This window comes from Mycobacterium sp. 663a-19, assembly GCF_035616495.1.
Taxonomy (GTDB): Bacteria; Actinomycetota; Actinomycetes; order Mycobacteriales; family Mycobacteriaceae; genus Mycobacterium.
Map to the genome: position 1 here is coordinate 176574 of NZ_JAPJAV010000003.1, position 12728 is coordinate 189301.

At 68.7% G+C, this 12728-nt stretch carries 11 protein-coding genes and 1 rRNA gene; 6 read left to right on the forward strand and 6 right to left on the reverse strand.

Translation table 11 applies throughout. The features are described from left to right. The first annotated feature begins 99 nt into the window (after positions 1-99). Both OQ968_RS07480 and glgB read left to right on the forward strand, forming a co-directional pair. Entirely contained in the window at positions 100-2187 is a 2088-nt protein-coding gene (locus tag OQ968_RS07480; protein WP_324676238.1) for an alpha-1,4-glucan--maltose-1-phosphate maltosyltransferase, read from the forward strand. Positions 2188-2193: 6 nt separating this feature from the next. After that, positions 2194-4389, forward strand: coding sequence for a 1,4-alpha-glucan branching protein GlgB (glgB, locus tag OQ968_RS07485; RefSeq protein WP_324676240.1), 2196 nt, complete (start codon positions 2194-2196; stop codon positions 4387-4389). A 79-nt stretch (positions 4390-4468) separates the two neighbouring features. Here the strand turns inward: glgB and OQ968_RS07490 are convergent, their stop codons facing one another. Both OQ968_RS07490 and OQ968_RS07495 read right to left on the reverse strand, forming a co-directional pair. Next, positions 4469-5383: a co-chaperone YbbN gene (locus tag OQ968_RS07490; RefSeq protein WP_324676243.1), complete on the reverse strand. Its 915-nt coding sequence runs from the start codon at positions 5381-5383 to the stop codon at positions 4469-4471. A 144-nt stretch (positions 5384-5527) separates the two neighbouring features. Then, positions 5528-6709: an acetyl-CoA C-acetyltransferase gene (locus tag OQ968_RS07495; protein ID WP_324676245.1), complete on the reverse strand. Its 1182-nt coding sequence runs from the start codon at positions 6707-6709 to the stop codon at positions 5528-5530. A gap of 79 nt (positions 6710-6788) precedes the next feature. Here OQ968_RS07495 and mce point away from each other — a divergent pair, with 79 nt between their 5' ends. Next, positions 6789-7256, forward strand: coding sequence for a methylmalonyl-CoA epimerase (gene mce / locus OQ968_RS07500; RefSeq protein WP_324676247.1), 468 nt, complete (start codon positions 6789-6791; stop codon positions 7254-7256). Between the two features lie 9 nt (positions 7257-7265). On the opposite strand, the gene OQ968_RS07505 is transcribed toward mce, so the two are convergent. Together OQ968_RS07505 and nucS are read right to left on the reverse strand one after the other, a co-directional pair. Further along, the gene (locus OQ968_RS07505; RefSeq protein WP_324676249.1) at positions 7266-7544 is read right to left on the reverse strand and encodes a hypothetical protein; all 279 of its coding nucleotides are present in this window, start codon (positions 7542-7544) and stop codon (positions 7266-7268) included. Continuing rightward, complete coding sequence (gene nucS / locus OQ968_RS07510; RefSeq protein WP_324676251.1) at positions 7544-8224, reverse strand: endonuclease NucS; 681 nt, start codon at positions 8222-8224, stop codon at positions 7544-7546. The genes OQ968_RS07505 and nucS overlap by 1 nt, the downstream gene beginning before the upstream one ends. Before the next feature lie 44 nt (positions 8225-8268). Between nucS and OQ968_RS07515 the strand changes: the two genes are divergently transcribed. Then, the gene (locus OQ968_RS07515; protein WP_324676253.1) at positions 8269-9879 is read left to right on the forward strand and encodes an adenylate/guanylate cyclase domain-containing protein; all 1611 of its coding nucleotides are present in this window, start codon (positions 8269-8271) and stop codon (positions 9877-9879) included. On the opposite strand, the gene OQ968_RS07520 is transcribed toward OQ968_RS07515, so the two are convergent. Continuing rightward, positions 9876-10346 carry a VOC family protein gene (locus OQ968_RS07520; RefSeq protein WP_324676255.1) on the reverse strand — a complete coding sequence of 157 codons (471 nt, stop codon included), beginning with the start codon at positions 10344-10346 and terminating at the stop codon, positions 9876-9878. The two genes, OQ968_RS07515 and OQ968_RS07520, sit on opposite strands and share 4 nt — an antisense overlap. Positions 10347-10424: 78 nt before the next feature. Between OQ968_RS07520 and OQ968_RS07525 the strand changes: the two genes are divergently transcribed. Then, positions 10425-11933: a DNA-3-methyladenine glycosylase 2 family protein gene (locus OQ968_RS07525; protein ID WP_324676257.1), complete on the forward strand. Its 1509-nt coding sequence runs from the start codon at positions 10425-10427 to the stop codon at positions 11931-11933. Then, the gene (locus tag OQ968_RS07530) at positions 11930-12427 is read left to right on the forward strand and encodes a methylated-DNA--[protein]-cysteine S-methyltransferase (protein ID WP_324676259.1); all 498 of its coding nucleotides are present in this window, start codon (positions 11930-11932) and stop codon (positions 12425-12427) included. Before OQ968_RS07525 ends, OQ968_RS07530 begins: the two co-directional genes overlap by 4 nt. Before the next feature lie 120 nt (positions 12428-12547). On the opposite strand, the gene rrf is transcribed toward OQ968_RS07530, so the two are convergent. Continuing rightward, positions 12548-12661, reverse strand: a 5S ribosomal RNA gene (gene rrf / locus OQ968_RS07535). Positions 12662-12728 lie beyond the last annotated feature (67 nt).

Here is a 12728-nt window from a genome sequence, read left to right on the forward strand (position 1 = left end):
CCAGCGAGAACGTTCCGCACAGCAGGGAGTTTTCGACGATAGGCATTCCGCGACGCAGCACCCCGCGGTTTGGCCGCACACAATCGGAACGGAGTGGTGGTGCCCGGTCGTGTCGAGATCGATAACGTCCAGCCCGTCGTTTCATGCGGCGCATACCCCGCCAAGGCCGTGGTCGGTGAGATGGTCCCGGTCAGTGCGACGGTATGGCGTGAGGGCCACGAGGCCGTCGCGGCGACCCTGGTGGTGCGCTACCTGGGGCCGCGCTATCCACAGATAACGGAGGCCCGCCGGATCAAGGCCGTGCAGGCCCCGGAACGGCCGGTGTCGACGACCGCCAAGGCGACCGAGCGGGTCAAGCCGCTGCTCCTGCCCATGACGATGGGCCAGGAGCCCTACGTCTTCCACGGCCACTTCACCCCCGACCGGGTCGGCCTGTGGAGCTTCCGGGTCGACGGGTGGGGCGACCCGATCCACACCTGGCGGCACGGGCTGGTCGCCAAGCTCGACGCCGGCCAGGGCGAGACCGAGCTGTCCAACGACCTGCTGATCGGTGCCGCGCTGTTCGAGCGCGCCGCCGCCGGGGTGCCGCGCGCGAGCCGCGAGCCGCTGCTGACGGCCGCCAGGGCGCTGCGGACGCCGGGGGATCCGGTGACGCGCACCGCGCTGGCGCTTTCGCCCGAGATCGACGAGCTGCTGACCGACTATCCGTTGCGCGACATCGTCACCCGCGGCGAGCAGTTCGGGATCTGGGTGGATAGGCCGGCGGCCCGCTTCGGCGCGTGGTACGAGATGTTTCCGCGCTCGACCGGTGGGTGGGACGCCGACGGCAAACCGGTACACGGCACGTTCGCGACGGCGGCCGCGGCGCTGCCGCGCATCGCGCAGATGGGTTTCGACGTCGTGTACCTGCCGCCGATCCACCCGATCGGCAAGGTACACCGCAAGGGCCGCAACAACTCCCCCACCGCCGCGCCCGGGGACGTGGGATCGCCGTGGGCGATCGGAAGTGACGAGGGCGGTCACGACGCCATCCACCCGCTTTTGGGCACCATCGACGACTTCGACGATTTCGTCGCCGCGGCAAGGGATCTGGGCATGGAGGTGGCCCTGGACCTGGCGCTGCAGTGCGCGCCGGACCACCCGTGGGCCCGCGAGCATCGGCAGTGGTTCACCGAGTTGCCGGACGGCACCATCGCCTACGCGGAGAACCCCCCGAAGAAGTACCAGGACATCTATCCGCTCAACTTCGACAACGATCCCGCGGGCCTCTACGACGAGGTGCTGCGCGTGGTGCGGCACTGGATCGACCACGGCGTCAAGTTCTTTCGCGTCGACAACCCGCACACCAAGCCGCCCGACTTCTGGGCCTGGCTGATCGGTCAGGTCAAGGACACCGACACCGACGTGCTGTTTCTGTCGGAGGCCTTCACGCCGCCGGCCCGCCAGTACGGGCTGGCCAAGCTCGGCTTCACGCAGTCCTACAGCTACTTCACCTGGCGCACGGCCAAGTGGGAGCTCACCGAATTCGGCAACGACATCGCCGCGCTCGCCGACTTCCGCCGGCCGAACCTGTTCGTCAACACCCCCGACATCCTGCACGCCGTGCTGCAGCACCACGGGCCCGGGATGTTCGCCATCCGCGCGGTGCTGGCCGCGACCATGAGCCCGGCCTGGGGCATGTACTCCGGTTACGAGCTGTTCGAACATCGCGCGGTGCGGGAGGGCAGCGAGGAGTACCTGGATTCGGAGAAGTACGAGTTGCGTCCCCGTGACTACGCGGGCGCGCTCGCCGAGGGCAGGTCGCTGGAGCCGTTCATCAAGAAGCTCAACGCAATTCGCCGACTGCATCCCGCGCTGCAGCAGTTGCGCACCATTCATTTCCACGGTGTGGACAACGACGCGCTGTTGGCCTACAGCAAGTTCGACCCGGCGACCGGGGACTGCGTTTTGGTGGTGGTGACGCTCAACGCGTTCGGGCCCGAGGAGGCGACGCTGTGGTTAGACATGGCGGCATTGGGTATGGAGCCCTATGAACGGTTCTGGGTACGCGACGAGCTAACCGGTCAGGAGTTCCAATGGGGGCAGGCGAACTACGTCCGCCTGGACCCCGCGCAAGCGGTCGCGCACATTGTCAACATGCCGCTCATACCGTACGAATCGCGAATCACGTTGCTACGCAGGAGGTGAGCGGATGTGAGCCGAGCTGACCAGCTCGCCGGGGCGCACCTGGCGCCCGACCCGTCCGACCTGACGCGCCTGGTGGCCGGCGCGCACCACAACCCGCACGGCATCCTGGGCGCCCACGAGTACGGAGACCACACCGTCATCAGGGCATTCCGTCCGCACGCGACCGAAGTCGTCGCGATCGTCGGCGGCGAGCGATACCCGATGCGGCACATCGATTCGGGCCTGTTCGCCGTCGCGCTGCCGTTCGTGGACCTGATCGACTACCGGCTGCAGATCAGCTACGCCGGTTCCGACCCGTGCACCGTCGCCGACGCCTACCGGTTCCTGCCCACGTTGGGCGAGGTCGACCTGCACCTGTTCGCCGAGGGCCGCCACGAGCGGCTCTGGGAAGTGCTTGGCGCCCACCCCCGCTCGTTCACCACGGCCGACGGCGTCGTCAACGGGGTGTCGTTCGCCGTGTGGGCGCCCAACGCCAAGGGCGTCAGCCTGATCGGCGAGTTCAACGGCTGGACCGGCACCGACGCCCCGATGCGGGTGCTCGGCTCCTCCGGGGTGTGGGAGCTGTTCTGGCCGGGGTTCGGCGTGGGCGGGTTGTACAAGTTCCGCGTGCACGGCGCCGACGGCGTCGTCACCGAGCGGGCCGACCCGTTCGCCTTCGCCACCGAGGTGCCGCCGCACACCGCGTCGCGGGTGACGACGAGTACCTACCGGTGGGCCGACGACGACTGGCTGACCCGGCGCGCGCAGCGCAACCCGGTGTTCGAGCCGATGAGCACCTACGAGGTGCATCTCGGGTCCTGGCGCCCCGGGCTCAGCTACCGCCAGCTCGCCCGCGAGCTGACGGATTACGTTGTGGAGCACGGCTTTACCCATGTCGAACTGCTCCCGGTGGCCGAGCATCCGTTCGCCGGGTCGTGGGGATACCAGGTCACCTCGTACTACGCGCCCACATCGCGGTTCGGCACGCCCGACGATTTCCGGGCGCTGGTCGACGCCCTGCACCAGGCCGGCATCGGCGTGATCGTGGACTGGGTGCCGGCGCACTTCCCCAAGGACGCATGGGCGCTGGGGCGATTCGACGGCACCCCACTGTACGAGCATTCCGACCCCAAGCGTGGCGAGCAACTCGACTGGGGCACTTACGTCTTCGACTTCGGCCGCCGCGAGGTGCGCAACTTCCTGGTGGCCAACGCCCTGTATTGGCTCGAAGAGTTCCACATCGACGGCATGCGCGTGGACGCGGTCGCGTCGATGCTGTACCTGGACTACTCGCGCCCGGAGGGCGGCTGGACCCCCAACATCTACGGCGGGCGGGAAAACCTGGAAGCGGTTCAGTTCCTGCAGGAGATGAACGCCACGGCGCACAAGGTCGCGCCGGGCATCGTCACGATCGCGGAGGAATCCACATCGTGGCCCGGGGTGACGCGCCCCACCAGCCTTGGCGGGCTGGGCTTTTCGATGAAGTGGAACATGGGCTGGATGCACGACACGCTGGACTACATCAGCCGCGATCCCATCTACCGCAGCTACCACCACCACGAGATGACCTTCTCGATGCTCTACGCGTTCAGCGAGAACTACGTGCTGCCGCTCAGCCACGACGAGGTGGTGCACGGCAAGGGCACGTTGTGGGGGCGGATGCCGGGCAACAACCACGTCAAGGCCGCCGGGCTGCGCAGCCTGCTGGCCTACCAGTGGGCGCACCCCGGCAAGCAGCTGCTGTTCATGGGCCAGGAGTTCGGGCAGCGCGCCGAGTGGTCCGAGCAGCGCGGCCTGGATTGGTGGCAGCTGGACGAGTTGGGTTTCTCCAACGGCGTCCTGCGCCTGGTGCGCGACATCAACGACATCTACCGCAGCCGCCCAGCGCTGTGGAGCCAGGACACCACGCCGGAGGGCTATTCCTGGATCGACGCGAACGATTCGGCCAACAACGTTCTGAGCTTCCTGCGGTACGGCACTGACGGCTCGGTGATGGCCTGCGTGTTCAACTTCGCGGGCTCCGAGCACAGCGGCTACCGGCTGGGGTTGCCGAGCGCGGGCCGCTGGCGCGAGGTGCTGAACACCGACGCGACGGTCTACAACGGCTCCGGGATCGGCAACCTGGGCGGTGTCGACGCCACCGAGGACCCGTGGCACGGTCGCCCCGCCTCGGCGGTGCTGGTGTTGCCGCCCACGTCGGCGCTGTGGCTGGAGCCCGAGTAGCGCGGTTGTTGGCGCGAGCAGACGTAAAAGCCCCCGAAAACCATAGGTTTCGGGAGCTTTTACGTCTGCTCGCGGAAGGTCAGTAGAGCGCGTTGGCGAGGTTGCGTCGACCGACGACAACCTCGGGATCGGCCGGGTCGAACAGCTCGAACAGCTCGATCAGCCGGGTGCGCACCGCCGTGCGCTCGTCTCCAGATGTGTTGCGCACCAACGCGATCAGCCGCTCGAACGCGCCACTGACATCCTGGTTGAGGATTTGCACGTCGGCGGCCGCGAACGCGGCCTCGATGTCGCCCGGCGCGGCGTCGGCGACCGCGACGGCGTCCGGGGGTTGCGCCGTTGCGCGAGTGAGGAAGTCGATCTGCCGGATCGCCGCCTTCGCCTCCGCGCTGCCGGGATTCGCGTCCAGCAGCGCCTGATACGACGCCCTGGCGGCCTCGAAGTCGCCAACCTCGAGCTGCTGGCGGGCCTGCGCCAACTCCGGATCGACTTGCTCGGCCTCCTCGGAACCGGCCGCGCCCTTCAGCTTGCCGGCCGTCGCCGAAAGCAGCGAGTCCAGCCAGCGACGCAGTTGGTCGGGCGGCTGCACGCCCTGGAAGCTCGAGATCGGCTGCCCGGCCGCCAAAGCCACCACGGTGGGAACCGCCTCGACGCCGAATATCTGCGCCACCCTGGGCGCCACGTCGACGTTCACCGTCGCCAGCGACCACTTGCCGCCGTCCTGGGAGGCCAGGCCGGCCAGCGTCTCGACCAGCTGGACGCAGGCGTCGCTGCGCGGTGACCACAGCAGCACGACCACCGGAACTTCGTCGGATCGCATCAGGACTTCGTTCTCGAAGTTGGCCTCGGTGACCTCCGTGGCGCCCGGCGGCGCCGCAGCGGCCTGCCCGCCGGGTCCGCCGGCCGCTGCGTTCTGTTGAGCTCGCTGCTTGAGGCCGGACAGGTCGACTGCGCCGGTCAAGGCGGGTCCGATCGAGGGTCGCGGACGAGTCACGACGTCAAGTCTGTCATGCGCCGCGGTTACCGATCCACCCGGTGGTTCCCGCGCTCAGCCGCTCAAAATGGCCCTGATCGGCCCGTATGACGAAGATCACAAACACCCGCGTCCGGTGCCGCCCCAGCAACGCCGTCGAGCCGGCTAACCGGCCCGCAGAATCAGCGCGTCGCCCTGTCCGCCGGCCCCACAGAGCGCGGCGACCCCGTAACCCGAGCCGCGGCGCGCCAATTCCAGTGCCGCATGCAGCGTGATCCGGGCACCCGACATGCCGATCGGGTGCCCGACGGCGATGGCGCCGCCGTTGACGTTGACGATCTCGGGGTTCACGCCCAGCTCCCGGGTCGAGGCCAGCGCCACCGCCGAGAACGCCTCGTTGATCTCCACCACGTCGAGCTGGTCGACGGTGATGCCCTCGCGGGCGAGCGCCTTCTTGATCGCGTTGGCCGGCTGCGACTGTAGCGTCGAGTCGGGCCCGGCCACAACGCCGTGCGCGCCGATCTCGACCAGCCAGGTGAGCCCCAGCTGCTGCGCCTTGTCCTTGTTCATCACCACGACCGCGGCCGCGCCGTCGGAGATCTGCGACGCCGAACCGGCGGTGATGGTGCCGTCGCGGCGGAACGCCGGTTTCAGCCCGGCCAGCGACTCGGCGGTGGTGTTGGCGCGGATCCCCTCGTCCTCGGTGAACTGCAGCGGATCGCCCTTGCGCTGCGGGATGTTCACCGGCACCACCTCGTCGGCGAAGACGCCGTCCTTCCACGCCGCGGCCGCCTTCTGGTGCGACCGGGCGGCGAACTCGTCCTGTTCCTGGCGGGTGAACTTGTCGACGTCGTTGCGCTGCTCGGTGAGCGCGCCCATCGGCTGGTCGGTGAACACGTCGTGCAAGCCGTCGTAGGCCATGTGGTCCAAGACCGTCACATCGCCGTACTTGTAGCCCGAGCGGCTGTCCATCAGCAGGTGCGGGGCCTTGGTCATGGACTCCTGGCCGCCGGCCACCACCACGTCGAACTCGCCGGCGCGGATGAGCTGGTCGGCCAGCGCGATGGCGTCGATCCCGGACAGGCACATCTTGTTGATGGTCAGCGCGGGAACGTCCCAGCCGATGCCGGCGGCCACCGCCGCCTGCCGCGCGGGCATCTGGCCGGCCCCGGCCGTCAGCACCTGGCCCATGATCACGTAGTCGACCGCCGAGGCGGGCACCTTGGCCTTCTCCAGCGCTCCGGCGATCGCGATGCCGCCCAGCTCGGTGGCCGAGAAATCCTTCAGCGAACCCATCAGCTTGCCGATGGGTGTCCGCGCTCCAGCAACTATCACCGACGTCGTCACAACTACCTCCTGTACCTGCGCGGACGGCCGGTTCGGCCTCCCCGGATATGCGCAATCTTTGCCGTCAGGTTACCGTTGTGTGATGACGACCGATCAAGTCGACGCCCGTCAGGTCCTGTCCACCGCGCTGGTGACGGCGGTCGATCACGTCGGCATCGCGGTCGCCGACCTGGACGCCGCGATCACCTGGTACCACGACCACCTCGGCATGATCCTGGTGCACGAGGAAGTCAACGACGACCAGGGAATCCGCGAGGCGATGCTCTCGGTGCCCGGCGCCCCGAACGGCGGCGCACAGATCCAGTTGATGGCCCCGATCGACGACTCCTCCACGATCGCGAAGTTCTTGGACAAGCGCGGCCCGGGCATCCAGCAGATGGCCGTCCGCGTGCGCGATCTCGACAGCCTCAGCGAACGACTCCGCTCACAGGGCGTGCGGCTGGTCTACGAAACACCCAGGCGTGGCACAGCGAACACGCGGATCAATTTCATCCACCCCAAGGACGCCGGTGGGGTGCTGATCGAGTTGGTCGACCAGGCTTCCTGAGCCTGGAAATCAAGACCACCGTCGGGTGGGACCGCGGGTCGCGCGGTTGGCCCAGCACGACGTGTGCCAATGCCGTCGGTCCTCGACACCGCCGGCCGAATCGGTCGGCCACACCACCAGATGTGCCGTGCCGGAACGTATTTCGTGGTCGCAACCGGGGCAGCGGTAGGTCTTGACGGCCCGGGACCCCGCGACCGGGCGCACCTCGTAGTCGTGGCCGTCGGGTCCCGTTTCCACTCGGCGCGGCAGCGGAGGCTGCCGACGCCGCGGTTCGCGACGCCTGGGCATCAGAACAGCCGGTACTCGTCGTTGTCCATCCCGCGCATCTTGTCGTAATCCAGTGTCACGCAACGAATCCCGCGATCACTGGCCAGCGTGCGCGCCTGCGGTTTGATCTGCTGCGCGGCGAGCACCCCCTTCACCGGCGCCAGCAGGCTGTCCCGGTTGAGCAGCTCGAGATAGCGGGTGAGCTGCTCCACGCCGTCGATCTCGCCGCGCCGCTTGATCTCCACCGCGACCGAGCCGCCGAGTTCGTCGCGGCACAGCAGGTCGACCGGCCCGATCGCGGTCATGTACTCGCGGCGGACCAACGTGTACCCCTCGCCCAGCAGTTGAACGTGCTCGGCGAGCAGCGCCTGCAGGTGAGCCTCGACGCCGTCCTTGACCAGGCCGGGGTCCACCCCCAGGTCGTGGCTGGAATCGTGCTCGATCCGCTCGACGGTGATGCGCAGCTGTTCGCCGGCCTTGTTCTCCACCACCCACACCGGCACCTGATCGCCGGAGCCGCCCTGCTCCTCGCTCAGCCAGCACGGCGGACTCATCCAGTTCAACGGCTTGTAGGCGCGGTCGTCGGCATGCACGCTGACCGACCCGTCGGCCTTGAACAGCAGCAATCGGCGCGCGGACGGCAGATGCGCGGTGAGTCGGCCGAGGTAGTCGACGGTGCACTGGGCGATCACTAGACGCACCCGATTCACCTTAGAGCGTGACCGACAAATAGGCTGGCGCCACCATGTCGGCCAACATGACTCTGGCAAAACGGATCGGCCGGGTGCTCGAGGCGGTGACCCGTCAGAGCGGCCGGCTGCCGGAGACCCCGGCGTACGGTTCCTTGCTGTTGGGGCGGGTGTCGGAGACCCAGAGCCGCCGGCGAGTACGCATCCAGGTCATCATGACCGTGCTGGTGCTGGGGGCGAACCTCCTCGGCATCGGCGTCGTGCTGCTGTTGGTGACGGTCGCGATTCCCGAACCGAGCGTGTTCGACGACGCACCCGCGTGGCTCACGTTCGGGGTCGTTCCGGCCTATGTCGCAAGCGCTTTGGCGGTGGGCGCGTACTGGATCACCCGGCGGACGGTGCTCGCGCTGCGCTGGGCGATCGAGGAGCGCAAACCCGGCCGGATCGACGAGCGAAACACCTTCCTGGTGCCGTGGCGCATCGCCGCCTTCGACCTCATCCTGTGGGGCATCGGGGCGGTTGTGTCGACGATCCTCTACGGCCTGGTCAACACGGTGTTCATCCCGCGGTTCCTGGTGTGTGTGACCTTTTGCGGGGTGCTGGTGGCGACCGGCAGCTATCTTCTCGCCGAGTTCGCGCTGCGCCCGGTGGCCGCCCAGGCCCTCGAGGCCGGACCGCCGCCGCGGCGGCTGACGTCGGGGATCATGGGCCGGACCATGATGGTCTGGTTCCTGGGCTCGGGCGTGCCGGTCATCGGCATCGGCCTGCTGGCGATGTTCCAGATTTTGATGCGCAACCTGACCGAGACCCAGTTCGCGGTCGGCGTGCTGATCGTGTCGTTCGCCACGCTGGTCTTCGGATGCCTGCTGATGTGGATCCTGGCCTGGCTCACGGCGACACCGGTCCGCGTGGTGCGCGCGGCGCTCCGGCGCGTCGAGGAGGGCAACCTTCGGGGCAACCTCGTGGTGTTCGACGGCACCGAACTCGGTGAGCTGCAGCGCGGTTTCAACGCGATGGTCGACGGGTTGCGCGAGCGCGAACGGGTCCGCGATCTCTTCGGCCGGCACGTCGGGCGCGAGGTCGCCCTGGCCGCGGAACGCGACCGCCCGAAACTCGGCGGCGAAGAGCGCCATGTCGCAGTCGTTTTCATCGACATCGTCGGCTCGACGCAATTGGTGACCAGTCAACCCCCCACCGAGGTCGTCGCGGTGCTCAACCGGTTTTTCGCGATCGTCGTCGAGGAGGTGGACCGACACCACGGACTCGTCAACAAGTTCGAAGGCGACGCGTCGCTGGCCATCTTCGGCGCGCCGAATCACCTCGACTGCCCCGAGGACGAGGCGCTGGCCACCGGGCGGGCCATCTGCGAGCGGCTTGCCAGCGAGATGTGTGAGCTCGATGCCGGCGTCGGCGTGGCGGCGGGCCGGGTCGTCGCGGGCAACGTCGGCACCCAAGAGCGGTTCGAATACACCGTGATCGGCGAGCCGGTCAACGCGGCCGCGCGGCTGTGCGAGCTGGCCAAGTCGCATCCGGGCCGGTTGCTGGCGACCGCCGACGCCGTGCAGGGCGCGAGCGAAACGGAAAGCGCCCGTTGGTCTTTGGGCGACACCGTGACGCTGCGCGGGCACGACAGCCCGATCCGGCTGGCCGTGCCGGCCGAGGCCTAGGGTCGCCAAAGCTCCAGGGTGGTGCGCGCGCCCGCGGGCAGCTCGAGCATCTCGATGGGCGTGTCATCGGGGTCGTAGACGAAGAACATTCGCACACCGCCGATGTCGACCGCCGCATCGGCGCGCACCCCGGGATGGTCACGCCGGAGGGCTTCGTAGGCGTCGTCCAGGTCGGCGACGCGGAACGACACATTGGTGTAGCCAAGGTGCGGCCCGCGCGGGCCGGCGGGCAGGCCGCCGAGGAAGAGCAGCTCGACCATCGCACCGCCGATCAACCCTCCGACCATGCGGCCGTTTTGCGCGGCGCCGCCCGTCACGGCATCGAGCCCGGCGCCCTCGAGTTCGACGTCGAAAACGACGTCCATGCCCAACACCGCGGTGTAGAACCCCAACGACCTGTCCATGTCGGAGACGCCGATGCAGACGTGGGAGAAGTTCTCCACGGCGACGGGCTGCGGCTGGGTCATGAGGCTCCTTGTGTTTGGGGTTACGACGATGTCGGTTTTCCGCCAGTGTTGTCGGCGGGCGGGTGTAACTGTTGAAGCGTGCACGAAGATTTCGAGCGCTGCTACCGGGCGGTCCAGTCCAAGGACGCCCGGTTCGACGGCTGGTTCGTCACCGCGGTGCTGACGACACGGATCTACTGCCGGCCCAGCTGCCCGGTGCGGCCTCCCTTCGCTCGTAACGTCAGGTTCTATCCGACCGCGGCGGCCGCGCAACGCGCGGGGTTCCGGGCCTGCAAGCGGTGCCGCCCCGACGCATCCCCGGGCTCGCCCGAGTGGAACGTGCGCGGCGACGTCGTCGCGCGGACGATGCGGCTGATCGCCGACGGCACCGTGGACCGCGAGGGCGTTGCCGGCCTGGCCGCCCACCTCGGCTACACCACCCGCCAGCTGGAGCGACTGCTGCAGGCCGAGGTCGGCGCGGGTCCGCTCGCGCTGGCCCGCGCGCAGCGGGCGCAGACGGCCCGGCTGTTGATCGAGACCACCCGACTGCCGTTCGGCGACGTCGCCTTCGCCGCCGGATTTTCCAGCATCCGCCAGTTCAACGACACCGTCCGGCTGGTGTTCGACGGCACGCCGACGGCGCTGCGCAAGCACGCGGCGGCGCGGCCCGGATCCCTGAACTCCGGAGCGCCGTCCCCGGGGACGCTCAGCCTTCGCCTCCCGGTCCGCACGCCGTTCGCGTACGAAGGCGCTTTCGGTCACCTGGCCGCCGGCGCCGTGCCCGGCTGCGAGGAGGTGCGCGACGGAGCGTACCGGCGCAGCCTGCGGCTGTCCGCCGGGAACGCGGTGGTCAGCCTGACACCGGCCGTCGACCACGTCCGCTGCCTGCTCGCGCTCGACGACTTCCGCGACCTCACGACCGCGATCGCCCGCTGCCGCCGGCTGCTGGACCTCGACGCCGATCCCGAAGCGGTCGTCGATGCGCTCGGCCGCGACCCGGACCTGCGCCCGGTGGTGGAAAAGGCGCCGGGACAACGGATTCCGCGCACCGTCAACGAGGCCGAACTCGCCGTGCGCGCCGTACTCGGTCAACAGGTATCGACCAAGGCCGCACGCACCCACGCCGCCCGCCTCGTCACCGCGTACGGCCGGCCCGTCGACGATCCCGCGGGCGCGCTGACCCATACCTTCCCGTCCGTCGAAGAGCTCGCCGAGATCGATCCCGCGCACCTGGCCGTGCCCGAGGCGCGGCGACGGACGCTGAGCGCCCTGCTGGCTGGCCTGGCCGACGGAACCGTGGTCCTGGACAGCGGGAGTGACTGGGAGGGCGCGCGAAAGCAACTGCTCGCCCTGCCGGGCGTCGGTCCCTGGACCGCCGAGGTGATCGCGATGCGCGGCCTCGGCGACCCCGACGCGTTTCCGGTCGGCGACCTGGGCCTTCGCCTGGCCGCCGAGCGGCTGGGCCTACCCGCGGACGGACGGAGCCTGCTGGATCACGGTGCGCGCTGGCGTCCCTGGCGCTCCTATGCCGTCCAGCATCTGTGGACCACGCTCGAGCATCCGGTGAACCACTGGCCACCACGGGAGCCAGCAAAGGAGACGGCATGATCCGCTACCGCACCATCGACAGCCCGATCGGGCCGTTGACCTTGGCCGGGCACGGCTCGGCGCTGACGAACCTGCGGATGGTCGATCAGACCTACGAGCCCAGCCGCGCCGGCTGGTCGGCCGATCCCGGGGCATTCGGTGACGCCGTCGAGCAACTCGGCGCCTACTTCGCCGGCGAGCTCACCGACTTCGACATCGAGCTCGACCTGCGCGGCACCGAATTCCAGCGGCGGGTCTGGCAGGCGCTACTGACGATCCCCTACGGGGAAACCAGGTCGTACGGCGAAATCGCCGAACAGATCGGCGCCCGCGGCGCCGCGCGCGCCGTCGGGCTGGCCAACGGCCACAATCCGATCGCGATCGTCGTTCCCTGCCATCGCGTCATCGGCGCCGGCGGCAGCCTGACTGGATACGGCGGCGGGCTGGACCGGAAACGAGCCCTGCTGGCCTTGGAGAAAACCTACTCGCCCGCGCATCCGACGCTATTCGACTGAGGTCCCTGTTCGAGCGTGCGCAGTTGTACGCTCATAACGGCGAGTCACCGTACAAACGCGCACCCTCGCGGGCAATTAGAATGTAAAAACGCCCCCGGTTTCCCGGGGGCGTTTTTGTATGTTCGGCGGTGTCCTACTTTTCCACCCTAACGGGGCAGTATCATCGGCGCTGACAGGCTTAGCTTCCGGGTTCGGGATGGGACCGGGCGTTTCCCTGTCGCTGTGGCCGCCGTAACTCTATGTAATTTGTTCTGGTGGGGGGTGTGGTGCCACGACAATTGCCGTGGGCATGGATTGTGGT

Bases quoted from the DNA above. Each gene is read 5' to 3' on its own strand.
- OQ968_RS07505 (WP_324676249.1), bottom strand. From the start codon at position 7,544: ATGCCCAGGCGTCGCGAACCGCGGCGTCGGCAGCCTCCGCTGCCGCGC.
- OQ968_RS07515 (WP_324676253.1), top strand. From the start codon at position 8,269: ATGTCGGCCAACATGACTCTGGCAAAACGGATCGGCCGGGTGCTCGAG.
- OQ968_RS07520 (WP_324676255.1), bottom strand. From the start codon at position 10,346: ATGACCCAGCCGCAGCCCGTCGCCGTGGAGAACTTCTCCCACGTCTGC.
- OQ968_RS07530 (WP_324676259.1), top strand. From the start codon at position 11,930: ATGATCCGCTACCGCACCATCGACAGCCCGATCGGGCCGTTGACCTTG.